Origin of the sequence: Edaphobacter flagellatus (assembly GCF_025264665.1) — a bacterium.
In the GTDB taxonomy this organism is placed as follows: Bacteria; Acidobacteriota; Terriglobia; order Terriglobales; family Acidobacteriaceae; genus Edaphobacter; species Edaphobacter flagellatus.
Genome location: NZ_CP073697.1, coordinates 2,857,502 through 2,882,041, shown reverse-complemented (window position 1 = coordinate 2,882,041; position 24,540 = coordinate 2,857,502). Strand labels below are relative to the sequence as shown.

Here is a 24,540-nt window from a genome sequence, read left to right as displayed (position 1 = left end):
TTCGTGATTTATTTCCAATAGCTTTTATTCATACTCCATTGCCGCTTCAACGGTTTCGGTAAGATTCTTTCCATACTGCCTAGTCGATATCCTGCAAGCTTCAAGCCCGTTCTTATCAGCGCTGAGGGCAACAACCACCACTGTCTCGACCAAAGGAATCGCATCTCGGATAGGACAAATCGTTTTCCCTCTCCACCTGTTCCTCCAAATTCCTGGCGCAACCAACTCTCGCGAGAATGCAGTACGCCAATATCGAAATACCGGCGGAACTCCTGGATCCAGGTATAGCTGTGGGAATGGTAGACCTTTGCCTCAGCTACATAAGCGATCTTCCAGCCTGCCAACAAGAGTTTGGCCGCGGTCACCGTGTCTTCGCCAAAGAGCACATCCCCAGGAAAGCCGCCAACCTGATTGAGCGCGGATAGACGATAGGCTGCAAACGAATTAGAGATGAAAATAGATTTGAAGCCAAGCTCCTGTTTGCTTGCCAGTGTTTTTACGGACGATTCCGGAGGGTAGTTGAAGATGCGCGCGTGGGCTTCGATAGCTCCCGCCTCCAAGGCTGGTAACTGCCGTCCATACGCCGCAGCTACCCCAGAATCTTTAAAACTCGCGATCAATTGTTGGATGTCATCGTGCCCCTGCAGGACAGCATCCTGCGTTAGAAATACGACAAATTCGTATTGAGCTGACATCACGACACCCAATTGACGAGTAGCTCCGTGATTGAATTCACTTCGAGGCCGGACAGATATCTTGCATCCCATCTGTCGCGCAATCTCTGCCGTTGCATCTATCGAAGAAGAATCGAGAATCAAGACGTTTTCAGCAGGTACATTGCTCAAAACAGCCGACAATACTTTATTCCACTCAAGCCCAGCGTTCAGAGTCGGGATAATAATGCGGACTGAGCTCAACGGCACACCTTCAGTGGCAGATTGTTTATCGTATGTCATCTGTATCAGTCGGTTGGGGCTGATTTGATCGAAAATGCCGGGGCTTTCTAAAACATAGATGACTTGGTCTGCTCCTTTTGATTCAAGCAGATGGGACATCGTGGTCGAAGCGAGTGCGCTATTTACCCAACACTGTATTCATTGCAGCAACCGCAATACCGAACTGACCAACGATTTGCGCTATATCAACCACTGTGCGAAGTGTCTTGCCCTTATCCAGGTTAAGAGGAATTACAACGGTATCTCCCGGATAGAGGCGTACCGAATCAAATCCGTGTCCACGTAGGGAAGAGCTGTACTGCTTGCTGATAATGGCGCCACCAGCACGAATGACGAATGCGCGGTTTTTATCGGCATCCCGGTTCGCTCCGCCCGCCAATTGCACATAGTCTCCCAGGCGGCGATGCGGATCATACAAAAATGCGTTCTGGTTATATACTGCGCCGTCCACATTCACGGTTGAAGGCACGCGAGGCACGATAAATTTGTCTCCGTCTTCCAAAGGAAGATCGGGCAACTGATCAACTCCGCTCGCATCCGGAGCCACCTCAAGCACGATACGTCCCGTTGCGCGGGCATTACGCAGATTCGCAATGATGTTCTGTGTCTGCGATTGCTGTGCAGCAAGCGCTGTCGCATCTGTCGAACTGATCGCACGGCTCGCACTGTTTGTCGCATTCGTACTTACCTGCAATGCAATCTGATCGACATATTCATTCAATCGCTGCTGTTGTACTCGGCGCGTCGACTCGCGCGTAAACTCCGATCCATACAGATAAGCATCGGAAGAAAACCCTCCCGCGCGGCGAACAAGCTGGCGCAACGTCTCCCCCGGCTTCACACTGTAAACACCGGACGATATAAATTCACCTTCCAGCCGGACGAAACGCGTCTGCTGCTGCTGCGGAACGCGGAAATCCGCCTTCGAAAAGATCGTGATCACATCGCCAGGCAAGATCTCGAGATTCTGTGAGTCATCGCCTTCAAGAACAACCTTGCCCAAATTGAAAGGCAGCAGAGATGTCGTCAGATTCTCTTTGCTTTGCCTCTCGATAACGGCATACGCCCAGTTGATGTCCGGCTCAACCATCTTGACATCGTTCTTAGGGAGAAACTGCCCTGCGGAAGCATTGCTCACCGTTGCACCGACGCTGGCATTCGCATTACTCATCCGGTTGCTGGTCGCAGTTTGCTGTGCCGGAATTTGAGAAGATGAAAGCTGCTGGCCCCCAGGTGTCATATCAGTTGGGAATACAGGGGTATAGCCCTGCAGGGTAGACTGTCGGCCACAGTCCAAACCACCATCGGTTCCGATCTGACCATCAATCGCTGTGGCATCGCCAAATACTGAATTTGTTGGTCGCTCGGTGTTGCTTCCTTGGGTTATTTCGCTGTTTGCCATCGGCAGGCCCAACAACTTCGTCGATCCTTGACTCCTCACGGAGGAATAACGCCAATAGGGGTCATCCCCTTCATCCCCGACGGGGATGCCATATCGCAAGCCTGGAATGCCGTATGGTGTCGACGGCTGACAGGTAGGTACATAGGTCATCGTTGGCTGGCCTAATTGACTACGCTTCAACCAGTAATCACGCGTAATTAGCGCTTCTTTGTTCGGCAGAAGATCTCGAACATGCATTCCCTGTTTCCATGCATACCTGCCAGGGTTTGCTACGTTGCCCCGTAGCGTAACGGCATCCTTGTACACACTTGCAACGGCAACCACTTCGACCAGATCGCCATCCCGCAGGAGCGTCGATTTGCCCTCTGCCGTAAGCGGCACTTCGACGATGCTACGTTGCCGGCGTTCATCCACACGCTCCAGACGTATCTTTCCACCCGAGGCAACGGTCGACAGACCGGCAGCTAGTTCCAGCGCTTCTCCGACTGTCGTGTCTCCGTTTGATTTCAGCTCATAGATAGCTGGAGTGTTGACACTGCCTGCAACGGCTACCTGCGGGCCCACGGGTGGGATGTAGATCACATCACCAGGAAGCAGCGCCACATCCTTCGACTTGTCCCCATGCAGAATCAGATCGTACAAGTCAAAGTCGACAATTGTTTGATTGCCACGACGCAATTGAATATGCCGTAAGCTTCCTTGCGGTGCGGGGCCGCCCGAAGAAAAGATCGCGTTTACCAGCGTGCTCAAGGAGCTTAGAGTCCATGTACCGGGCCGACGTGCTTGGCCGACGACAAAAACTTGAATCGAACGCAACTGCCCCATATTGACGCTCAGATCAAAGTTGCGAAAAACCCTGCTCATCTGAGACTTGATAAACGGCTGTAACTGATCGAATCGAACACCTGCTACATGAATGTTTCCAACCTGAGGAATATAGATTCCGCCCGAGCGATCGACGACGAAGCGATTGTTCAACGTAACTTGGCCCCAGGACTGAATCAGAAGCTCGTCATTTGGACCAATCACATAATCCGGCGTTACTGGAACTTGGTTCACCGGCGCGAAGGTTGAAGGTAAAGTACGGAATAGTTTTGAACCATAAATAGGCAGCATCTTGCCCGTAGAGTTCGCCACCATCTGCTGAAATTCTGTAGGGGGATCCAGTGGAAGATTGACTTCCTGCAACTGTGCGTTTTGTTGCGGCTGAGTTTGAATCTGTGTATTTGTGCCTTGCCCGGATTGATTATTAAGATTGATGCCCGATCGGTTTTGCGTATCAGGCACCGGTGCCGCAGGACGCGTCGTATTGTAATCCGAGCAGCTTGGATCGGTAGGGCTGCAAGTGCTTTGCTGGCCGCCGTTCCCACCGAGCCCCTGAGTAAGTAGGGGGGACGACAGCTGCGCTGAAGCGGTTCCCGCTCCATAAACCAACAAAATCGCACCAATAACAAGGGAGCTTCTAACTACACCAGACTGCATCTGCCGTCATCCTCAATCTTGTAAAACTTCTAGCCTAATCTTGCCGCAATCAGGAATCCGCGCATAAACCTGGGCTCCACTCTCGACACCGCAGATTTCCCCAGAAATCATTGATTCCAGCATACTGAAACACCATCCGGAGGCCAGCAAAAAGCTATCGGACGCAGCTTCCCCGATACCCCTGCAAAGGAATTCACTAGACTGAGCGTTGCCCCTCTTCAACAGCCTTGGCGACCCGTAGCATCGTAGCCTCATCGAAGTGCTTACCTAACACCTGTACTCCGATCGGCAGAGCTCCCTTGGTTACTCCGCATGGCACACTTACTCCGCAGATACCTGCCAGGCTTGCCGCCACCGAGTAGATGTCCTCGAGATACATCTTCACCGGGTCATCCGTCTTCTCGCCCAGCTTGAATGCTGGCGTCGGTGTCACTGGAGCCACCAGCACATCCACCTCGTTGAAGGCCGACAGGAAGTCCTGTGTCAGCAACGTTCTAACCTGCTGTGCTTTTTTGTAATAGGCGTCGTAGTAACCGGCACTGAGAGCATAGGTCCCCAGTAGGATGCGGCGCTTTACCTCAGGACCGAAGCCTTCATCGCGTGTCTTGCGGTACATCGCAGACAGCGACTTCGCCTCTGCATCGCGAAGCCCGTATCGTACTCCATCGAACCTCGACAGGTTCGACGAAGCCTCAGCCGTCGCAATCACATAGTAGGTCGGAATCGCATATTTCGTATGCGGCAGGCTTACTTTCTTCAGCACACAACCGGCAGCCTTTAACTTGTCCAGAACTCTCTCGATCGCTGCCCGTATCTCCAGGTCAAGGCCTTCGCCGAAGTACTCCTCGGGAATTCCGACCCGTAGCCCTTCCACCGGCTGCTCTAAAGCCTTCACATAGCTGGCCACCGGCTGGTCCGACGAGGTCGCATCCATCGCGTCGTGTCCTGCCAGCACCTCCAACATCGTTGCTGCGTCTTTGACATTCTTCGTGAACGGCCCCACACGATCCAGCGACGAAGCAAATGCAATCAATCCATACCGGCTCACACGGCCGTAGGTCGGCAGCACACCCACTACACCGCAGAACGCGGCAGGCTGACGAATGGAACCACCAGTATCCGTCCCCAGCGAAGCCACCGCAAAATCTGCTGCCACCGCTGCCGCTGAGCCGCCGCTCGAGCCTCCCGGCACCCGATCCAGCGCCCGCGGGTTCAGCACGGGACCATACGCGGAGTTCTCATTTGAGCTGCCCATGGCAAACTCGTCGCAATTCAGTTTGCCCAACAGGACAGCGCCTGCTGCCTCCAGCTTCGACACCGAGGTCGCATCATACGGCGGCCTGTAGCCCTTCAGAATCAGCGAGCCAGCCGTAGCCGGAGCGCCTCGCATCGTCAGCACATCCTTAATGCCCACCGGGACACCTGCCAGCGAAGGCAGTACATCACCGCGTTGCGCCATAGCATCGATCTTCGCCGCCTGTTCCAGCGCACGTTCCCTGCTCAGCGACAGGTAACTGTTGATCTTCGCATCGCCATCGGCAATCTTCGCGTAGTGCTTTTCCGCAAGCGCCGTAGCAGTGGTGCTGCCTGCAGCCACCGCCGAACGCACGTCATCGATCGTCAATCCGTCTACCGTCAAACTCATCCTCTTCCGCTTGGCCTACCGGCAACTTACCGCTCAATCACCCTCGGGACTTTGAAGAACCGTCCATCCGTTTCCGGAGCCGAGGCCATCACGTCGGCCCGGTTGATCGAAGGCTGCACCAGATCCACACGCAGCGTCTCGCCATGATAATGAACTGTGCTGCCCAGCACTTCGCCAACCTGCGCCATCGGAGCAACTGCACTCGTATCCAACTCATTCAGTTGCGCAATATGCCCAAGAATCGAGTTCAGGTCGCGCTGCATCCGCGGCTCTTCTTCGGCCGTCAGCTCCAGATTGGCTAACTCCGCCACACGCCGCACATCCTCAATCGTGACTCCACTCATCTGCTTGCTTTTTACCTCTTCACTACAAAGTGTATCCCGGTTACGGGCACACCGGCGATCCTCGCCAGCTCACTCTCAAGATGGGCCTTCGTATTTGTCAGATGTTCCAGCCAAGCCCCACTGTGGACTTCGACCTCCACCCTGCCTGCTTCATAGCTCACGATCGAGCCGTGTTCAGCCAGAATACGGCCACAGGCAATCAGCCACGCTGCCTCCAGCCTGTCCTTCTCGCTCAACGCACGCAGGCTTCTCCCCATGCTGGTCTTCAAAAGATCACGCATGGCCTCCATAGCTAACCTCCCGCCTTTGAGTTAGAAGCAGCAGAAGCGAAAGCCAGCCGCACACCGAGGTTCACACCCTGATTACGAGAAAAGATTTAGAAAGCGCCATCCTGATGGATAACTACATTGACGGTCTTTGCCAGAATCTTGAAGTCCTTCGCCAGCGACCACTGATTAACATACTGGCAATCCAGAGCAACACGCTCTCCATAGGACAGCTCGCTTCTCCCCGAGACCTGCCACAAACCCGTTAGGCCTGGTTTGACCCTGCAGTAGCACTCAAACGAATCGCCGTACTTTTCAACCTCAGCCGCAACAATCGGACGCGGACCGACCAGAGTCATATGCCCGAGAAGAACGTTCCACATCTGGGGAAGCTCATCCAGACTGTAGCGGCGCAAAAACGAACCCACCGCGGTAATTCGTGGATCATGACGCAGTTTGTGGGTCTTGTTCCATTCCGCACGTGCCTCGGGATGGCGTGTCAGGTACTCTTCCAGTACTTCCGTACTGTTCACACACATCGTTCGAAACTTGAGCATGGAAAAGAATGCCCCGTCCTTGCGTATCCGGCGGTGCGAATAGAAGATGGGCCCGGGCGAGCTAAGCATCACCACGACAGCCACCACCCCCATCGTCAACAACAAGAAAGGAGAAGCCAGCAAAATCAGAGCAACGTCAAGACACCGCTTGATCACCCTGTAACGAAACAGGTGCGCCGGAAACTGCTCGCGCGAACGAAAGCGCGATGGAGTGCTTTCCAGCGTTTCGACATAAGAATAAGAATCTTCGATCACCGCGACGTTGCGCGATTCGGGAGATTGATATTCAGCCTGCATTGAAATCCCGTGTCTGTATAACTTTACCCTCGCTCAAATCCATGAGCTGGCCATCGTCATACGGTTGATCGTGCGTGGTTGGATTGCGGCAGTAACCTCATAGGAAATAATCAGTTCTACAAATCCAGTCCTACAGCCAATTCCATGCTTGGATGCGTCTTTTCAGAAATACTCGGCGTCTACTTCTTCATCATCAAGACTCTATGTGACTCTTTTCGGCCCTTTGTAGCGGCTCTCGATCCTGCTTTGCCTGTCGCGCGATACCTCGATCCCTGGGAAATCTATAACCGTTCAACCCTACACTAACCACTCCCTTTTATCATACTTACAGCAAATTCTCTGTAACACATTCCGACCAGCACAAACGTTATCACCTGGTCAACCCCGTTCATCTGGCATCCGTTAGAATCGCAGAATGCAGGTCATCCATACCCCTTTAAACGACGTCAAACTGATTCAACCCCGACGCTTTGGGGATAGTCGCGGTTGGTTCACTGAAGTTTTCAATACCAACACCTTTGCCTCTCTCGGCCTGCCCTCTACCTTTGTTCAAGACAATCAATCCTTCTCTGCCCGCGGAGTGCTCCGCGGCCTGCATTATCAGCTTGGTAAACCTCAGGGAAAGCTCGTACGCGTTCTCTCCGGGCATATCTGGGACGTCGCCGTTGACCTCCGCCGCAACTCCCCCGATTTCGGCAAATGGGCCGGCTTTCACCTCAAGCCCCATACCGACACCGGTGAACTTGAGATGCTCTGGATACCTGAAGGCTTTGCCCACGGCTTTCTTGTTCTCTCAGAAACTGCGGAAGTCCTTTATAAGACGACAGATACCTATTACCCCGCAGGTGAGCGTTCTATCCTCTGGGATGATCCCACTCTCAATATCGGCTGGCCGCTCGATGCCCTTGCCGGCATGACTCCCTCTGTCAGTGCAAAGGATGCCCAGGGCCAACCATTCCTCTCGGCAGAACTGCCTTAATCCAAGGCACAAGTTTTCAGGAAATCATTAAGAGCTTTCCTGAAATGGGAAGGCTTTTGATCTTTCTAGGACTAGCTGAATCTTCACCCCTGAGTCAGCAGCCACTGTTCTATCTCATCTAAACCGTTCACCTTCAAGTAGTTGCCATCGCAACCCGACTCTATACCTGCAACGAGAAATACCTGCCTCAACTCGGCCCTGTTCGCAGCAACAATATCACTGCACCGATCCCCCACCATCACGCTATCTACCAGCGAGATTCCAAATTCCTTCACCGCCCGCCGCAGCATCCCGGTTCCCGGCTTCCTGTCCTCATGCTCACGTCGATATTCTCCAATGCCATGCTCAGGGTGGTACGGGCAGTAGTACACCGCATCCAGCTCTACGCCTTCAGCTCGTAACTCCTCACGCATCCATTGCATCAGGGCCTCGAAGTCGGCCTCTGTGTAGTACCCCCGCGCGATCCCCGCCTGGTTGGTGACTACCACCAGCCGATAACCCAGCTGCATGGCCGTCCGGCACAATGAGAAGATCCCCGGCACAAACCGCACATCCTCAGCTTTGTGCAGATACCCGATCTCCTCGTTCACCACCCCATCGCGATCCAGAAACAGCGCCCGCTGCGGCCCATTGATCGGCGTCAGCCCATCCTTCATAGCTCGGCCATCACCCTCTCGAGCGATTCCTTCCAGTCCATCATCCGCCAGCCAAACCGATCCTCAAGCTTTGCGCCGCTCATCCGCGAATTCGCAGGCCGCTTCGCCGGAGTCGGATATTCCGCTGTCGTAATCGCCTCCAACTCGGCGAACCGTATTCCCGGCTCGCGCTCCTTCGCCAGCCTTACCGCCTCAGCCGCAAAGCTATACCAGGTCGTCTCGCCCGAGCCTGCGGCATGATAGATCCCCGATACCCCAGTCAGTGCATCGCTCAGCTCCCGGCCTCGCGCCGAAGCCTCCGCCCTGTCGATCACCCGCTGCGTCATCCGCGCCAGGTCGCGGCTCCACGTCGGAGCGCCATATTGATCGGCCACAATCCGCAGCTTCTCGCGCTCGCGGGCCAGCTTCAGAATCGTTAGCAGAAAGTTCTTCCCCTGCGCCCCATAGACCCAGCTCGTGCGAAAGATCATGTGCCCTGCTCCCGCCGCTGCCAACGCCTTCTCGCCTGCCAGCTTACTTGCCCCGTAGACACTCACCGGACCCGTCGCATCGTCTTCGACATACGGCCTCGTGCCAATGCCCTCAAACACATAGTCGGTTGAGAAATGGATCACCCCGGCGCCGATCTTCCGCGCCTCCTCACCCAGCACCCTTACCGCATGCTCGTTGATGGCGTAAGCGAGCTCCGGTTCACTTTCAGCCTTATCGACCGCTGTATAGGCCGCAGGATTCACGATCCATCGGGGACGCACCTCGCGAACGACACGCCGCACCGCATCCGCATCGGCCAGATTCATCGCGTCACGTCCAGGAGCAACGACCTCGCCCAACGGCTCCAGCGTGCGCAGAAGCTCGCCGCCGACCTGTCCCGAAGCTCCCGTTAGCAGGATGCGTCTGTTGCTCTCCGCTTCGGCCATCGTTAGTACACCGTCTCTTCCAGCAGGCGCAGCAGGTACTGCCCATAGGTGCTCTTGGCGATCTTGCCCGCCAGCGCCTTCAACTGGTCGGCGTTAATGTATCCCAGCCGGTAGACAATCTCTTCCGGACAAGCCACTTTCAGCCCCTGCCGCTGCTCGATCGTGTGGATGAACGTTGCCGCCTCCAGCAGCGAGTCATGCGTGCCGGTATCCAGCCATGCCATGCCGCGGCCCAGCACCTCAGTCTTCAGCTGGCCGCGCTCCAGATACCAGCGATTCACGTCCGTGATCTCTAGCTCGCCTCGCGGCGAAGGCTTCAGGTTCTCGGCGATTCCGACCACCTGTGCGTCATAGAAGTAGATGCCCGTCACGGCATACCGCGACTTCGGCTTCGCCGGCTTCTCTTCAATCGAAATCGCCTTGCGGTTCGCGTCGAACTCGACCACGCCATACCGCTCCGGATCATGCACCGGATACGCAAAGACCGTCGCGCCGTCCTTGTTTGCTGCCGCCGAACGCAGCATCTTCACCATGTCATGCCCGTAGAAGATGTTGTCGCCCAGCACCAGGCAGCACGGCCCCCCGGCCAGAAACTCCTTGCCGATCAGAAAGGCCTGCGCCAGTCCATCCGGCGAGGGCTGGACGGCATACTCGAGGCTGATTCCCCACTGACTGCCATCGCCCAGAAGCTGCTTGAATCGCGGCGTGTCCTCCGGCGTCGAGATGATGAGAATCTCGCGTATCCCCGCCAGCAGCAGCACGCTCAGCGGGTAATAGATCATAGGCTTGTCGTACACCGGCAGCAGCTGCTTCGACACCGCCTGCGTAACCGGATGCAGCCGCGTCCCCGAGCCTCCAGCCAGAATGATGCCCTTCATCGAGCACCTCCAGCTACGCCTTCGCGCGAGCCATAGTTCTTGTCCACCCACTGCTGATATGCGCCGCTCGTGACATGCTCTACCCAATCCTTGTTGGCCAGATACCACTCCACCGTCTTGCGCAGCCCCGTCTCGAAGCTTTCCTCGGCCTTCCAGCCCAGTTCACTCTCAATCTTGCGCGCGTCGATCGCATAGCGGCGATCATGACCGGGGCGGTCCGCAACATACTTGATCAGCTGCGCGTGCGGCTTGTACGGCGAATCCGGCACCAGTTCGTCGAGCAGCGCACAAAGCGTGTTCACCACCTGCAGATTGGTCCGCTGGTTGCCGCCTCCCACGTTGTACGTCTCACCGGGCTTGCCCTTCTCGAGCACCGTCATGATCGCCTTGCAATGATCGACAACATAGAGCCAGTCGCGCACCTGCTGCCCGTCGCCATACACCGGCAGCGGCTTGCCCTTCTGCGCATTGGCGATCATCAGCGGAATCAGCTTTTCCGGAAAGTGGTGCGGCCCATAGTTGTTCGAGCAGTTCGTAATCATCGCGGGCAGCCCATACGTGTGCACCCATGCCCGCACCAGATGGTCGCTCGCCGCCTTCGAAGCCGCGTACGGCGAGTTCGGCGCATAGGGCGTATCCTCGTGAAACGCCGGATCGTTCGGCTCCAGCGTCCCATACACCTCATCGGTTGAGACGTGCAGGAAGCGGAACTGCACCTTCTCCTCGCCTTCCAACCCGTCGTAGTAGGCTCGTGCCTCTTTCAGCAGCGTAAAAGTGCCGTCGATGTTCGTCTTAAGAAACGCTTCCGGCCCATGAATCGACCGGTCCACATGGCTCTCCGCCGCAAAATGCACCACCGCGCGCGGCCTGTGCTCGCGCAGCAGCTTGCCGACAAACTCCGCATCGCAGATATCGCCGTGCGCAAAGGTGTACGCCGGGTTATCGGCCACCGAGATCAGATTCTCGGGATTCCCCGCATACGTCAGCTTGTCCAGATTCACCAGCGGCCCTTTGCCAGCAGCAATCCACTCCAGCACAAAGTTCGAGCCGATAAACCCCGCTCCGCCCGTCACCAGAATCGGAGCCTTCACATTGTTTGCCTGCTTTGAATCCATCGCTTGTCCTGAACTCCCCTCACACAAAAGCCAACCAAATCCATCATCGCTGAGTCGCGTACAGGGCCAGCAATCCCCTTTTTGCACCACCACAAGAGTACCGCAACCGCCTTCTTTTCCCGGACAACTTCCCGGGCTGTCCTGCCTTCTTCTTGCCAAATCTCTTGCCGCGGGAGCAAGATGGTCGGCGCTGCAAAATCGGGCCTATTCCAGCGATGACCTTGCCAAACCAAGGTAGAAGGAAGGGATTTTATGGCCACCCTAGCGACTTCTCCCCTCAATGAAACCAAGCTCAATGCCTTCATGAATCAAGCCGTCATGGACATGGGCGCCGCCATGCACGCCACTCTCGTCCTCGTCGGCGACAAACTCGGCCTCTACAAAGCTATGGCCGGAGCCGGCCCGCTGACACCCGAGCAGCTCGCCGCTAAAACCGGCACACGTGAGCGCTACGTACGTGAGTGGCTCAACGCCAATGCCGCCAGCGGCTATCTCACCTACGACGCCGCGACGAAGACCTATACGCTGCCGCCCGAACAGGCCTTCGCGCTTGCCAAGGACGACAGCCCCGCCTTCCTTCCCGGAGCCTTCCAGATCATCAGCGCCATGATGCGCGACGCGCCCACCATCATCGACGCCTTCCGCACCGGCCGCGGCGTCGGCTGGCACGAGCATGACCCTGAGCTCTTCCAGGGCACCGAACGCTTCTTCCGCCCGAACTACGCCGCCAATCTCATCTCGCAGTGGATTCCCGCGCTCACCGGCATCGAAGACAAGTTGAAGTCCGGCATCCGTGTCGCCGATGTCGGCTGCGGACACGGCTCATCGACGATCCTGATGGCGAAGGCCTATCCCAACTCCACCTTCTTCGGCTTCGACTACCACCCTGCCTCCATCGAGTGGGCGCAGAAGGCCGCTAAAGAAGCCGGTGTCGGCGACCGCATCACCTTCCACACCGCCACCGCCAAAACCTATCCCGGCAAAGACTACGATCTTGTCACCTTCTTCGACTGCCTGCACGACATGGGCGACCCCGTCGGCGCCTCCGCGCACGTCCTCTCCTCGCTCGCACCCGGAGGTTCCTGGATGATCGTCGAGCCTTTCGCCGGCGACAACGTCGAAGACAACCTCAACCCTGTAGGCCGCGTCTTCTACTCGGCCTCCACCATGCTCTGTACCCCTGCATCCTGCTCCCAAGAGGTCGGCCTCGCGCTAGGCGCGCAAGCGGGAGAAGCTCGCCTGCGCGAGGTCGTCACAGAAGGAGGCTTCGGGACCTTCCGCCGCGCCGCGCAAACTCCCTTCAACCTCGTCTTTGAAGCACGCGCCTGAAGAACCTGCATCACGTCAAATGACGGCGTGGCTCCATTGGCCCTACCATAGAGAGCAGTAGTCCAAACGAAAGTCGAGACACTTCGTGAAGGCGCTTCTGCTCTCCAGCTACAACCATCTCGAACTAACCGAGATACCTGCTCCCGTCGCCCAGCCCGGCGAGCTGCTCGTCGAGGTCGCCGCCTGCGGCATCTGCGGTTCCGACGTTCACGGCTATGATGGCTCCTCCGGCCGCCGCATCCCGCCCATCGTCATGGGACACGAAGCCGCCGGCATCGTCGCCGCCGTCGGTGAAGGCGTCACTGGCTACAAACCCGGCGACCGCATCACCTTCGACTCCACCGTCTACTGCGGCACGTGCGAATTCTGCAAACGCGGCGAGGTCAACCTCTGCAACGCGCGCCAGGTCATCGGCGTCTCCTGCGGCGAGTACCGCCGCCACGGGGCCTTCGCCGAGTATCTCGCCATTCCCGCACACATCGCCTATCGCCTTCCCGACAACTTCAACTTCGCCGACGCCGCCATGCTCGAAGCAGTCTCCGTCGCGCTGCACGGTGTTGCCGTCAGCGAAATCAAAGGCGGCGAGACCGCACTCGTTATCGGCGCAGGCATGATCGGCCTTCTCCTGCTGCAGGCGGCACGCGCCGCCGGATGCTCCCGCATCTTCATCGCCGATATCGATGAGACGCGCCTCAAGCTCGCCGCCTCCCTCGGTGCCGACCAGACGCTGCTCGCCTCAGGCGAAACCCTCACCCAGAAGATTCTCGAGCTGACAAGCGGCACCGGCGTCGACGTCGTCCTCGAAGCCGTCGGCCGCGACGAGACCATCGCCACCGCCATCGACTCTGTACGCAAGGGCGGAACCGTCGCTCTCGTCGGCAACATCACGCCCACCGTCTCGCTCCCCTTGCAGAAGGTCGTCTCGCGCCAGATCCGCCTGCAAGGCTCCTGCGCCTCCGCAGGCGAATACCCGCAGGCCATCGAGCTGATCGCGAACGGAAAGATCAAAGTCGCGCCGCTCATCACCGCCATCGCTCCACTCGCCGACGGCCCATCGTGGTTCAACCGCCTGCACGCGCGCGAGCCCAACCTGATGAAGATCGTCCTCGACCCACGCGCCTGATGCAGTTTTTTGATGTGTCTTCGACGTTCTTGATGTCCCATTTGATGTTTTTGGATGTGTCATTCCGAGCGAAGCGACGCAGTCGCGGAGTCGAGGAACCCCCGCATTTTTACAGTACCTAACCAGCCACGACCTCTAACGGAGATCACCCACCCATGAACCCGCTCTTCGACCTCACCGGCCAGGTCGCCCTCGTCACCGGAGCCAGCCGCGGACTCGGCCAGTACCTCGGCCGCGCACTCGCCAAATCCGGAGCCGACCTTATCGTCACCGCTCGCCATAAAGAAGACTGTGACGCCTTCGTCGCCGAGATCGAATCGCTCGGACGCAAAGCCGTCGCTCTCTCACTTGATGTACGCGACAAAGACAGCATCGAATCCATGGCCGCCGAGGCTGCAAAGGCCTTCCCGCAGATTCACATCCTCGTCAACAACGCAGGCTGCAACGTGCGCAAGCCCGCGCTCGAAGTCACCTGGGACGACTGGAACCTCATCCTCGACACCAACCTGCGTGGAGCCTTCTTCGTGGCGCAGCACATCGCACGCCAGATGGTCCCCTACAATTACGGACGCATCATCAACATCGGCTCCGTCACCAGTGTCTTTGGCTACGCGGGTCTCGCTCCTTACACCGCAAGCCGAGGCGGCATTAAGCAGCTCACCATGAGCCTCGCCGACGACTGGGGAAAACACGGGATCACCGTCAACTGCCTCGCCCCTGGCTGGTTCAAGACCGCGCAGAACGCCGTCATGTACGAAGACCCGGGCTGGGTCGAGTACCTCGTCGACCGCATTCCCATGAAGCGACCCGGCCAACCCAACGACCTCGACGGAGCCGTCGTCTTCCTCGCCTCCGAATCCAGCCGCTACGTCACCGGCCAGACGCTGTTAGTCGACGGAGGCATCACCACCGGCTCAACCCGCGCCACCGTGAAGAAGTAGTTCGTTCATCACCCTTTGTCATTCCGGCGAAGTCGAGGAATCTGCTTTTCAAGTTCGAGCGAAGCTCGAACCCTCCGCCGGCACTTGCTCAATCCGTCCAAGCAGGAAGATGTACCCGGCAATCCCCACCAGCAGATAGGCTGCCGCGATCCCAAACGCCCACGCATAGGCGTGCGTCTTCGTCACGACATACCCCGTAATGATCGGGGCAAAAATCCCCGAAAGCTGATTCGACAGATTGATAATCCCGCCCACCGAGCCCACACTTCCACGCGGCGCAATCAGCGACGGCACCGACCAGCCCACTGGAGCCGCAGCCGCCAACCCACCCAGCGAGATACTGATCCACAGCAATGCACGCATCGCCGTATGCGCATGTGCTGCACCAACAATCCCCACTCCACATGCCAGCCCAGCCACCAGAAACGCCTTGCGCACCGCACTCGCATCGCGGCCGCTCTGAATCAGTCTGTCTGCCGTCCATCCGCCTGCAAGATCCGTCAACGTCGCAAACAGCCACGGCACGCCCGTGTACAGAAACGAGTGCAGCAGATCGATACCAAGCTCCGTCGAGAGATAGGTCGGCAACCAGGTCAGCAACAGATAAAAGACGTAGTTGTACGATCCGAACCCCAGCGCCAATCCAACCACTTTTTTCCGCGTCAGCAAATAACTCAGCGATGAGCTCTCTTCTGGCAGCAGCGATGAAGGCGCACCGGGGTCCGTAAGAAAGCGGCCGCGAATATGCTCCAGCTCCGCTCGCTTCAACTCCGGGTCTTCGCCCGGATCGCGATACCGCTTCCAGAACAGACCAAAGTACGCAAGACTCACCAGGCCCGTGATAAAGAAGCTCCACCGCCAGCCCGCTTTCAGCAGCAGCACGCCCAGCACCGGCACGCCCACCGCCGAGGCAAACTTCGCCGCCGCATCGAAGATCGACGTCGCAAACCCGCGCTCCTCCGGCGGAAACCAGGAACCGACTGCCTTCGCATTCGCAGGAAACGTCGGTGCCTCGCCTACACCCAGCAACAGCCTCGCCCCAAACAGCCAGCCAATGCTCGGTGCAGCCGCAGCAAGAAACGACGCGATGCTCCACAGAAACGTTCCAATGCGCCCTACCTTCTTCACGCCGAAGCGATCCAGCAAAACGCCGATCGGAAGCTGGCACAGCGCATACGTCCAGTTGTATGCACCGGATAGATATCCAAACGTGATATTCGAGATCCCAAACGCCGAGTACAACGCCGCATGCGATACCGATAGATTCACGCGGTCCAGGTAGTTGACCAGCACGCCGATCCCCAGCAGCCACGCAATCCCCCATCGCCGCCCAGGAACACCACGCATCGCACCCACGCCGCGAGCTTCATCCCAACGCATCTGCGGCATCAGAACCCACCCACTCCATCAAGAATCATCGCTGCCAGCATATCGCCGCAAGCCAGCTAGCAGGAAACATTTACAATCGATGAAGAGCCGAACTCTGCACCAAAGGCTCTCGACCCGCCTTACAAGCGCAGCGAAAATCAAAGGGCCTGTAGCTCAACGGTTAGAGCAGGGGACTCATAATCCCTTGGTTGGGGGACACCCGGACATCTGCCGATTCCTTTTATAACTTCGTACTCGCGCTAGTGTCCAAAAGAAAGTGGACACCTGCGTTTTTTCTCTCTCTGCTAGGCTCGATTTCAGCACTGGCGGTTCCCATTTCTTTCCGGCAGTGAGTCACGCGCGGCGGCGGTTGGTGAGGCAGCGGATACCTCATCGCCGCCGTTTTTCTTTGGGGTGGGGTGGGGTGTTTTTGCGCGGGGCCCCCGAAGGGGGACGCGCGGGCAGTTGAGCGCGTGGGGGGCCTTGCGGCCCACGCGCCCCCGCGCGGAAGCGGGAGGGCGGTGACGGGACGGGCGCACCGCGCTGCCGCAGGCACGCGGAACCAGCGCGCCCGGCCCGGCAGCGGCGTAGCCGCGCGAGCACCGCGAGCGCGGGCACCGGAGCGCGTGGCGTTGTGTGCCACGCAGCGGAGGCACAGCCGCAGCCGGGAGCCGCCAGCGACCGGAGCGTAGCGCAGGGCCCACGCGGGACGCGTGACACGGCGCGCACTTGGCCGTGGCGCGTGGCCTGCCGTGGGCGGGGCAGGGGCCCCGCGCTGGCGGCGATGCCCGACGACGAACGGAGCGGAGCGCAAGCGCAGCGGAGATAAGGAGGAGCACATTTTGCTGACACTGTGTCCTCGCCACAGGCGACAGCGCGGCGCGAGTCCGCCCACGGATGTGTCCCGGCTCGCTTCGGTCGCCACCGATGCCGAGTGAGATCGTCGTCGGGCCTGTGGGAAGTGTGCGAGCGCCCCTCTGTATTCGCGCCCTGATGGCCCGCCACGCGCTTGCTCACTTTCCATAGGCCCTGCGATGCGTCCAAGCAAAAGCCCTGCCGTGGGGCAGGGCTGATGGTCAGGGCTTGTGCACCTTACTACGTGGCTCCGGAGCCGCGCGGTTGTGCGGACGCGCGGGTTGATGCGCGGTGCGGCGGCTTGCGCTCCGTGGTGGCCGTTCCTTCGGCCCACCGCTCGCCGGATGTTTCTCCACCCTCACTGTCGCTGCTTGCAGCGTCGAAAGTTTGCCCATTGCTATACCTCGTTGAACGGTCGAAACCGTTGGTGTCAGAGTCGAGCGACATGGCCTCAAGCGCGGCCCGCCACACACGCACAACGGCTTCGAGCCGTCGCAGGTTCAGCGACAGATTGGCGGTGTAACCGCCGCCTGCGCTGTAGCTGTTCGCCACACTCTCCGCTGCCGTGACTACGTCATCGGTCGCGTCCACCAGACGCGCCAGCGACTCCGGCAGATCGATTGGCAGCACGGCGCGAATCATTGGCCCTCCACGTAGGGCAACGAGCCGTCGAGTGTGCCGGGTAGCGTCTGCTGCCCGGCAGCTTCGAGCGCGGCCGCCGAAGGCGGCTGCGCTAGGTCTTTGCCTTTGCTCTCTTCGACCGGGTGACAGTGCTTGTGCCCGGCAGAGATGGTGAGCTTGGTAACCTGCGCGTCGCGTATCGCGGCGCGTGTCACCTTCTCGACCTCAGTGCAGCACTCGGCGCAGTTGGTGACGAACCAAAGAGACGCTGTGACTGTGAGCATCAGGCCACCACCTTCCGCGTCATGGCCGCTAGCTGAAGCTGCGCGGTATAGAGCAGCAAACGCGCCTGCTGGCCCGGGATGAAGCCGCGCCGCACACCAGCAGCGACTGCCGCGATGAAGCAGCGGACGCTGGCCACGTTGTTCAACTCGGGCAGCGCGAAGACGTACGCCTCTGCCGCCTCCGTCTTTGCGTCAATCTCGGACTTGTGATCCGCGATGCTGGCGTCGTACGTGCTCTTGGCGGTGCGAACACAATGCTGAATGGCGTCTTCGACTGCGACGACCATCGACAACTCGCCGCTCGACGCCATCAGCGTTACTACCCTTCTGCCGTCGAGCACTGCGCGCAGATCATGCACGAGGCCCGCAATCTTTCTGTCTCTTTGCGTCATTGAATCGTCTCCGTTTCCGTGTTGAGTTTGGCGAGTTCGAGCGCGGACACTGGAACTGGCGTCAGATGGTGATCGAGATACCACAGCGTCGAACCCAGATCGCCGTGCCCTAGGAGGGCTTGCACCAGTCGCACATCGCGCGTCGCGTCGTAGACGCGCGTCGCTGTTGTGCGGCGGAGGTCGTGAGCGGTGAGTTTGCGCCTGATGCCTAGCTTCTGCCGCAGCTTGGCGAACAGCTTGCGTAGCGAATTCGCGTCCATGTGGCCGAGAGCGTGGAGCGGCTGTTGGTGCGTTGCCGTTGAGCGAGGAAGCTGCGCGACGAACGGCACGGCCGGTTCTTTGCAGCGGTCGAGCAATGCTGCGAGTTCCGCCGTGACTGGTAGCCGCTGGCGGGCCTGATACTTCGTGGTGAAGATCAGTTCGCGCCGTACCGGGTCGTAGTTTTCCGGCGTCAGCCGCGCCGCCGTGCCTGACCGGATGGCCAAGTCCGAGCAGAGCAACAGCCAGCACCGAAGATGCGGCGGCGCGGCGCTCAGGATACGTTGCCGCTCGACTTCGGTGGATGTGACGTTGCGCGGCCTTGGTTGGTTGACGGTGACGACTTCTTGCGCGAGGGGTGGGGCACCTTCGTTTTCGAGCTTGCGGAGGAGCCAGCGGACAGCGTTGGAGCGGTTCTTTCGGGTGAAGTGGTTGTCTGAGTTTTCGATGTGGCCGTTGACGAGGCGGACGACTCGGGCGGTGAGTTGAGAAGGCCGCAGACTTCCACAAGCTCCGACCAGAGCGCGCGCAGCCCATCCGTGATGAGTGCCAGGCGCGATTCGATATTGCTGGACTCTGGCCGCCACGGTAAGACCGGACGGCCCTCCGTTTTTCCCAGGCGTTTCGGCTTCTGCGCCGCCTCATAGAGCAGAGCGGCCTCTGCGGTTGCGAACGATTTGCGATGACGGACGCCCTTCTTATCGCGCCAGTCTGCAAAGTACATGCCTTTTTTTTCGTACATTGGACACTCCTGGACACCTATATCGGCATCCGAGTGTCTGCTAAACTCAAGAAATTACGGGCCTGTAGCTCAACGGTTAGAGCAGGGGACTCATAATCCCTTGGTTGGGGGTTCAAATCCCTCCGGGCCCACCAAAGCTACAAAACGCACAGATTTGAAGTACAGTACCGGATTGCGATACTGCATGGGGCGGCACTTAACACCCCTCGCAATCTTTAGACCCAAAAGCGTCCTGGAATAAGTGCCCTTACCTGCATATAGAAAATAGGTCTCATCCGACTACTGAACGCGTTTGCAAATACCCCCGAAATCGCATACGAAACAACCGTTGCGATAGCCGCCCCCATCGCCGAATATCGTGGAATCAGATACAGGTTCATTGCGAAGTTGATGATTGCACCCGCGAGAGTGTTGTACAGGGATTGCTTCAGCAGATTCTGGGACAAGTTCCACGGTGATTGCGCAACTCCCAAAAAAACGAAGATTGATGCCCAGGCGTGAACAGCGAGAACGGGCGCGGCACCGCTATAGCTCTTCGAATAGAGAATTCGGATGATCACGGGAGAAGCGAGTGCCATGATTGAGCCCGTGCCATAGGCTGTAACAGTCATCAGGGAAAAGAGCTTACGAAGCCTGTCATAGAGGAGTTCCGGAGTATCCTTTGCTCGCATGATAGCCGGAGAGACGGAGGAGACGATCGCCATCGGGATGAAATACCAGACCTCCGACACTCTGGTTGCTGCTGAATATAGACCAACCGCAAAATCTCCCTGCATCATCTTGAGCATGACCATATCAAGTCGCATATAAACCATAATGGCCAATGCGGAGAAGATGTTTGGCCAACTCTCCTTGAGAAGTTGAACGGCCGTAGTTTTTTGAACACGCCATGAGAATATTCGACCGCCTGACAATCGGTACCCAAATACCAGACCGATCGCGCCAAGAGCGATTTCGCCTGTATACGCCGCAGCAAATGCCCAAACGGGGGCTTTTAGGTGGATAAGCACCACCCTGATACCCGCAAAAATGAGAAAAGCCGAATTCTTTGCCCATACCGTTATCTTGGAACGGACTTCCGATTGAAAAAGACAATCAATCGTATCGAAGGCCTGAAAGACGAGCGTGAGCGAAAGGATGCTGACCAGCAGGAGTGACTGCTTATCATGGGATTGAATCAGCAGGAGAATGGCAACCGATACAAAAATTGACAGAAGCCCACCGAAGCCACGAAGTGCGAGGCTTGTACCTAGAATTTCTCGTTTACCTTCTGGATTATGCAGCAGCTCTCGAATTACGATCCCTTCCAGACCAAGGGTCGTCGCAGTACTAAACAACGCAATAAATGAAAGAGCAAAATTCAGGCTGCCAAATTGGTTTGGGCCGAGATACCGTGCAACCCACACACCAACGAACAGTCCCATTCCCATACGCACAACGCGATCAACGAACAGCCAGCCCGTATTCCCAATGATCTTGCGGAGACCGGGGCCAATCTTGTCTAGCTCTCTTGATATGCGTGCGCCAAGCGCCTGCTTCTTCAAACTCTGCGCCCTTCAATCGCGTTGATCGGAGGAATACCACTAATCCAAGCTATACGCTAGCCAAAAGGAGATATTTCCATCTCATCAAGACCATACTGGCGTCAACGTCTCTTGCAGCCTTATACTATCCTAAAGCTGCGATGGGACGCTTAATCTAGTTTTCGACTATTGCGATAGTTAATCGCACTAAAGCTTGCGCACCCTTACTGCAGACAGGTTAGCAACTTCAGCTGATGCAGACAGAAATATTTGAAACTCCGGTGGCATTGTTCGTCTTTAACCGACCTCACACTACCCGTCGAGTGTTCGAAGCCATTGCCAAAATTCGACCTGCAAGGTTGCTGCTTATAGCGGATGGGCCAAGACTTGACAAGGCGGGCGAGATAGATGCTTGCCGACAAGTGCGTGAAATTATTAGCCGTATCGATTGGCCATGCAATGTATCGCAGAATTTTGCGGATAACAATCTTGGTTGCCAAGAGCGCGTTATCAGTGGTTTGGATTGGGTTTTTTCCTTGGTCGAAGAAGCAATTATCTTCGAAGATGATTGCCTTCCGGATCCATCCTTCTTCCCTTTTTGTCAGGAACTGCTAGCAAGATATCGAGGAGATAGCCGCGTAGCCTCGATCTCCGGCACTAACCTGATTGCTGATTATCTGCATAATACAGATGCGAGTTATTTTTTCTCCCAAATTGGAGGCAATTGGGGATGGGCGACCTGGAGATCTGAATGGCAACGCTTTGACAGGCATATGGAAGAATGGCCCGAGCTTAAGCACGCAGGAGCTCTCTCAGAGATTTTCGAAGAACCGAAGATGGTTACGTACTGGACCCGAATTTTCGATGACATGTACGAAAATAATGGCCGGAATGCTTGGGATTATCAGTGGCTATATACTCATTTGAAAAACAATTCACTCGCGATCGTCCCCCGCGTCAATTTGGTTACCAATATTGGTTTTGGGCTGGACGCGACCCACACCAAAAGCGAGAATGCTCGATTGAGCTTGCCGACAAACCCAATTGACTTGCCGCTCCGACATCCAGTTAGCTTCATCCCTTTAAGAAGTATGGACCGCATTCTTCAGGATCTGCGTACGTCATCTATCACTGATCGAATTGCCGCAAAAATTGCGAGCATTTCTAAACGAATTATCAACCGTAAAATTTCATAGGACTTCAAATTATCCGTGCGCAAGCTGATCGTTCGAATTCTTCAATATAGAGCGCGAAGGCTCTTGATGCAATGCTCAGGAGTCAAAATCGATGCGACGGCCAAAGTGAATTTCAGGGGCGTGAGATTCCGTCCCGAATCCAGCTTGGAGATTGGGGCTGGCAGTATTGTTGAAGGAAGCCTGGTCGCCGAACGAGAAGGGGCGACAATCATTATTGGACGGAATACTTTCATTGGCTCCTCAATCGTTGCTAGCGCCACAAGAATTGAGATTGGCGACGATGTCCTTATTTCTTGGGGCTGTACTATCGTAGATCACAACTCGCATGCGATCGGCTGGACGCAGCGTAAGCATGATGTCAGGGATTGGTACGATGGCAAGAAGGATTGGACTCCTGTCGAAATCAAACCAGTCAAGATTGGCAATAAGTCATGGCTGGGATTGAACGTGATAATTTTGAAAGGTGTAGAAATTGGGGAGGGTGCGATTGTGGCTGCTGGCTCCGTCGTGGTCAAGAACGTACCGGCGTGGACTATTGTTGGCGGCAACCCCGCGAAAGTGATTCGGGAGATTCCCAGTAATGAGCGGTAACAGGCAACTCACCTGGGAGCAAGCAGTACTATGGCTCAAATCCCAACCGGATCAAGATGCTTTAGTCAAAGCATGTTTTTATGATGATCCGCTCCTTGCAGCTGCTGAGCGTTTTTATTCGAGTACCGAATGGAATGCTATCCAGAAACTCATTGGCAGCGCTCGAGGAAGGGCTTTGGATATTGGCGCCGGTAGAGGCATTTCGTCTTTTGCGCTTGCGAAGGATGGGTGGGATACCGTCGCACTTGAACCCGACAGAAGCCAAGTCGTGGGCACGGGAGCGATACGCAGGGTCGCTGCAGAGGGTGGCGTTCACATTGATGTGGTCGAGACCTGGGGTGAATCGCTACCGTTCGAGAATGGGTCGTTCGATCTGGTACATGCAAGGCAGGTTCTACATCACGCTCGTGATTTGACCCAGCTTTGCCGTGAAATTGGGCGCGTACTCAAGCCTGGGGGCATGATGGTCGCCACGCGTGAACATGTCCTCTCACATCGGCGGGACTTAAAAGAATTCCTCAACCGCCATCCCCTGCATGCTCTTTACGGCGGGGAAAATGCGTTTTTGCTTAAAGACTATCTCGATGCCATGGAAGGCGCTGGCATAAAGCTCTCTAAGGTGCTGAATCCGCTTTCATCCGATATTAATCTATATCCTGAGACACGCAATTCGGTGAAAGCCCAGATAGCCCGAAAGCTTCGAATACCTTCTGCCGCCAAATTCGTTCCGGATTCCCTGCTTTCCTTGAGAGGCACTCTAATGAATCAACCCGGACGACTATACACATTTTTTGGCCACAAACTCGATATCTAGATATGGGTAGAACGATAGTTGTTACTGGAGCTTACGGATTTCTTGGACGTCACGTGGCTCGTTGTCTTTCCAAACAAGGCCATATTGTTCTGGGGATAGGCCACGGAGAATGGTTACAAGAAGACTGGAAATTCTGGGGCCTGAGCGAGTGGAAACGCTCCGATGTTACGCTTCAGGCGCTTAAGCAATATGCTGGAGAGCCATCGGCCATCGTTCATTGCGCAGGTAGCGGGTCAGTGCCCTTCTCCATCCAAGACCCACTTGCCGACTTTGAGCGAACAGTTGAAACCACAGCACATGTCCTCGAGTATGTCCGTACGTCTGCACCTTCTTGCCGGATTGTTTACCCTTCCAGCGCGAGCGTTTATGGAAATGCGGAAACCATTCCCATACGAGAGGTGTGCCCCACGGTTCCTATTTCGCAGTACGGGACCCACAAGCTAATGGCTGAACAGATGGTGACATCTTACTCTCGACAGTTCGGAACATCCGCAGCCATTGTGCGCCTCTTCTCTGTATATGGGTGTGGTTTGCGTAAACAACTGTTGTGGGATGCTTGCCGCAAGTTTTCAAATAATGATTATGTCTTTACGGGCACTGGCAACGAAGTACGAGACTTGCTTCACGTGGAAGACGCTGCCACACTTCTTATGACGGCAACCGAACATGCCTCCCCCACATGCCCGACAGTTAATGGGGGAAGCGGACACGGAGTCACCGTACGTGATGTACTCCTGCACTTGACCAGCATCCTTCAAACTAAAGGTGTGCCGACCTTTTCGGGAACACAGAGGACAGGCGACCCCACCCGGTATATTGCAGATACACAGGGTTCAAAGGCATGGGGATGGCTACCGACACGTCAGTGGGCAGAGGGCGTAGAGGAATATGTCACATGGTGGAAGAGGAACTTCCTATGATTCCAGGAGGGGAGAGGACGCGGATCAGATTAATTCTTGACCGCAATAGATTGCTTGGCAAACAAAACTGTGTGCGATTTTGTTGCTAT

25 protein-coding genes and 2 tRNA genes are annotated in these 24,540 nt (G+C 56.7%); 11 read left to right on the top strand and 16 right to left on the bottom strand.

The annotated features are described in order from the left end of the window. Positions 1–8: 8 nt before the first annotated feature. From KFE13_RS12095 to KFE13_RS12070, 6 genes are all read right to left on the bottom strand, one after another. On the bottom strand, positions 9–1,055 hold the full coding sequence (locus KFE13_RS12095) for a glycosyltransferase (protein WP_260703373.1): 1,047 nt from the start codon (positions 1,053–1,055) through the stop codon (positions 9–11). A 19-nt stretch (positions 1,056–1,074) separates the two neighbouring features. Beyond that, positions 1,075–3,498, bottom strand: coding sequence for an SLBB domain-containing protein (locus KFE13_RS12090; protein WP_260703372.1), 2,424 nt, complete (start codon positions 3,496–3,498; stop codon positions 1,075–1,077). Positions 3,499–4,036: 538 nt separating this feature from the next. After that, positions 4,037–5,485, bottom strand: a complete 1,449-nt coding sequence (gatA, locus tag KFE13_RS12085) for an Asp-tRNA(Asn)/Glu-tRNA(Gln) amidotransferase subunit GatA (protein ID WP_390891561.1) — start codon at positions 5,483–5,485, stop codon at positions 4,037–4,039. Between the two features lie 26 nt (positions 5,486–5,511). After that, complete coding sequence (gatC, locus tag KFE13_RS12080; RefSeq protein ID WP_260703371.1) at positions 5,512–5,829, bottom strand: Asp-tRNA(Asn)/Glu-tRNA(Gln) amidotransferase subunit GatC; 318 nt, start codon at positions 5,827–5,829, stop codon at positions 5,512–5,514. Between the two features lie 11 nt (positions 5,830–5,840). Next, positions 5,841–6,110 carry a DciA family protein gene (locus KFE13_RS12075; protein ID WP_260703370.1) on the bottom strand — a complete coding sequence of 90 codons (270 nt, stop codon included), beginning with the start codon at positions 6,108–6,110 and terminating at the stop codon, positions 5,841–5,843. A 95-nt stretch (positions 6,111–6,205) separates the two neighbouring features. Next, entirely contained in the window at positions 6,206–6,949 is a 744-nt protein-coding gene (locus KFE13_RS12070; RefSeq protein ID WP_260703369.1) for a sugar transferase, read from the bottom strand. Positions 6,950–7,364: 415 nt separating this feature from the next. On the opposite strand from KFE13_RS12070, the gene rfbC reads away from it, so the two are divergent. Continuing rightward, the gene (gene rfbC / locus KFE13_RS12065; protein ID WP_260703368.1) at positions 7,365–7,928 is read left to right on the top strand and encodes a dTDP-4-dehydrorhamnose 3,5-epimerase; all 564 of its coding nucleotides are present in this window, start codon (positions 7,365–7,367) and stop codon (positions 7,926–7,928) included. An 83-nt stretch (positions 7,929–8,011) separates the two neighbouring features. On the opposite strand, the gene KFE13_RS12060 is transcribed toward rfbC, so the two are convergent. Genes KFE13_RS12060 through rfbB form a run of 4 tightly spaced genes read right to left on the bottom strand, consistent with a single transcriptional unit; the run spans position 8,012 to position 11,494 of the window. Next, positions 8,012–8,584, bottom strand: coding sequence for a D-glycero-alpha-D-manno-heptose-1,7-bisphosphate 7-phosphatase (locus KFE13_RS12060; protein WP_260703367.1), 573 nt, complete (start codon positions 8,582–8,584; stop codon positions 8,012–8,014). Further along, positions 8,581–9,501 carry a dTDP-4-dehydrorhamnose reductase gene (gene rfbD / locus KFE13_RS12055; protein WP_260703366.1) on the bottom strand — a complete coding sequence of 307 codons (921 nt, stop codon included), beginning with the start codon at positions 9,499–9,501 and terminating at the stop codon, positions 8,581–8,583. Before rfbD ends, KFE13_RS12060 begins: the two co-directional genes overlap by 4 nt. Positions 9,502–9,503: 2 nt before the next feature. Continuing rightward, positions 9,504–10,379, bottom strand: a complete 876-nt coding sequence (rfbA, locus tag KFE13_RS12050; protein WP_260703365.1) for a glucose-1-phosphate thymidylyltransferase RfbA — start codon at positions 10,377–10,379, stop codon at positions 9,504–9,506. Next, the gene (gene rfbB / locus KFE13_RS12045; protein ID WP_260703364.1) at positions 10,376–11,494 is read right to left on the bottom strand and encodes a dTDP-glucose 4,6-dehydratase; all 1,119 of its coding nucleotides are present in this window, start codon (positions 11,492–11,494) and stop codon (positions 10,376–10,378) included. The genes rfbA and rfbB overlap by 4 nt, the downstream gene beginning before the upstream one ends. Before the next feature lie 252 nt (positions 11,495–11,746). Between rfbB and KFE13_RS12040 the strand changes: the two genes are divergently transcribed. From KFE13_RS12040 to KFE13_RS12030, 3 genes are all read left to right on the top strand, one after another. Next, positions 11,747–12,823 (top strand): class I SAM-dependent methyltransferase, encoded by a 1,077-nt coding sequence (locus tag KFE13_RS12040; RefSeq protein WP_260703363.1) that lies wholly within the window; start codon positions 11,747–11,749, stop codon positions 12,821–12,823. An 85-nt stretch (positions 12,824–12,908) separates the two neighbouring features. Next, positions 12,909–13,946 carry a galactitol-1-phosphate 5-dehydrogenase gene (locus tag KFE13_RS12035; RefSeq protein WP_260703362.1) on the top strand — a complete coding sequence of 346 codons (1,038 nt, stop codon included), beginning with the start codon at positions 12,909–12,911 and terminating at the stop codon, positions 13,944–13,946. Between the two features lie 155 nt (positions 13,947–14,101). Then, positions 14,102–14,887 (top strand): SDR family NAD(P)-dependent oxidoreductase, encoded by a 786-nt coding sequence (locus tag KFE13_RS12030; RefSeq protein ID WP_260703361.1) that lies wholly within the window; start codon positions 14,102–14,104, stop codon positions 14,885–14,887. Between the two features lie 48 nt (positions 14,888–14,935). Here KFE13_RS12030 and KFE13_RS12025 read toward each other — a convergent pair whose 3' ends face one another. Further along, positions 14,936–16,267, bottom strand: a complete 1,332-nt coding sequence (locus KFE13_RS12025; protein WP_260706948.1) for an MFS transporter — start codon at positions 16,265–16,267, stop codon at positions 14,936–14,938. A gap of 157 nt (positions 16,268–16,424) precedes the next feature. Between KFE13_RS12025 and KFE13_RS12020 the strand changes: the two genes are divergently transcribed. Continuing rightward, positions 16,425–16,502: transfer RNA gene (locus KFE13_RS12020), tRNA-Ile, on the top strand. A gap of 274 nt (positions 16,503–16,776) precedes the next feature. After that, positions 16,777–16,947: a hypothetical protein gene (locus tag KFE13_RS12015; RefSeq protein WP_260703360.1), complete on the top strand. Its 171-nt coding sequence runs from the start codon at positions 16,777–16,779 to the stop codon at positions 16,945–16,947. A gap of 403 nt (positions 16,948–17,350) precedes the next feature. Here the strand turns inward: KFE13_RS12015 and KFE13_RS12010 are convergent, their stop codons facing one another. Genes KFE13_RS12010 through KFE13_RS11995 form a run of 4 tightly spaced genes read right to left on the bottom strand, consistent with a single transcriptional unit; the run spans position 17,351 to position 19,252 of the window. After that, positions 17,351–17,752 carry a hypothetical protein gene (locus tag KFE13_RS12010; RefSeq protein WP_260703359.1) on the bottom strand — a complete coding sequence of 134 codons (402 nt, stop codon included), beginning with the start codon at positions 17,750–17,752 and terminating at the stop codon, positions 17,351–17,353. Further along, positions 17,749–18,015 (bottom strand): hypothetical protein, encoded by a 267-nt coding sequence (locus KFE13_RS12005; RefSeq protein ID WP_260703358.1) that lies wholly within the window; start codon positions 18,013–18,015, stop codon positions 17,749–17,751. Before KFE13_RS12005 ends, KFE13_RS12010 begins: the two co-directional genes overlap by 4 nt. Next, positions 18,015–18,407, bottom strand: a complete 393-nt coding sequence (locus KFE13_RS12000) for a hypothetical protein (RefSeq protein ID WP_260703357.1) — start codon at positions 18,405–18,407, stop codon at positions 18,015–18,017. The genes KFE13_RS12005 and KFE13_RS12000 overlap by 1 nt, the downstream gene beginning before the upstream one ends. After that, positions 18,404–19,252: a tyrosine-type recombinase/integrase gene (locus KFE13_RS11995; protein WP_260703356.1), complete on the bottom strand. Its 849-nt coding sequence runs from the start codon at positions 19,250–19,252 to the stop codon at positions 18,404–18,406. Before KFE13_RS11995 ends, KFE13_RS12000 begins: the two co-directional genes overlap by 4 nt. A gap of 213 nt (positions 19,253–19,465) precedes the next feature. On the opposite strand from KFE13_RS11995, the gene KFE13_RS11990 reads away from it, so the two are divergent. Next, a tRNA-Ile gene (locus tag KFE13_RS11990) sits at positions 19,466–19,541 on the top strand. An 81-nt stretch (positions 19,542–19,622) separates the two neighbouring features. On the opposite strand, the gene KFE13_RS11985 is transcribed toward KFE13_RS11990, so the two are convergent. Then, complete coding sequence (locus tag KFE13_RS11985) at positions 19,623–20,951, bottom strand: flippase (protein ID WP_260703355.1); 1,329 nt, start codon at positions 20,949–20,951, stop codon at positions 19,623–19,625. A 233-nt stretch (positions 20,952–21,184) separates the two neighbouring features. Here KFE13_RS11985 and KFE13_RS11980 point away from each other — a divergent pair, with 233 nt between their 5' ends. Genes KFE13_RS11980 through KFE13_RS18700 form a run of 4 tightly spaced genes read left to right on the top strand, consistent with a single transcriptional unit; the run spans position 21,185 to position 24,451 of the window. Further along, positions 21,185–22,126, top strand: coding sequence for a hypothetical protein (locus KFE13_RS11980; RefSeq protein WP_260703354.1), 942 nt, complete (start codon positions 21,185–21,187; stop codon positions 22,124–22,126). A 15-nt stretch (positions 22,127–22,141) separates the two neighbouring features. After that, positions 22,142–22,717 carry an acyltransferase gene (locus KFE13_RS18610; RefSeq protein WP_313900642.1) on the top strand — a complete coding sequence of 192 codons (576 nt, stop codon included), beginning with the start codon at positions 22,142–22,144 and terminating at the stop codon, positions 22,715–22,717. Beyond that, complete coding sequence (locus KFE13_RS11965) at positions 22,707–23,531, top strand: class I SAM-dependent methyltransferase (RefSeq protein ID WP_260703353.1); 825 nt, start codon at positions 22,707–22,709, stop codon at positions 23,529–23,531. Before KFE13_RS18610 ends, KFE13_RS11965 begins: the two co-directional genes overlap by 11 nt. Positions 23,532–23,533: 2 nt before the next feature. Beyond that, complete coding sequence (locus tag KFE13_RS18700; protein ID WP_390891558.1) at positions 23,534–24,451, top strand: NAD-dependent epimerase/dehydratase family protein; 918 nt, start codon at positions 23,534–23,536, stop codon at positions 24,449–24,451. Positions 24,452–24,540 lie beyond the last annotated feature (89 nt).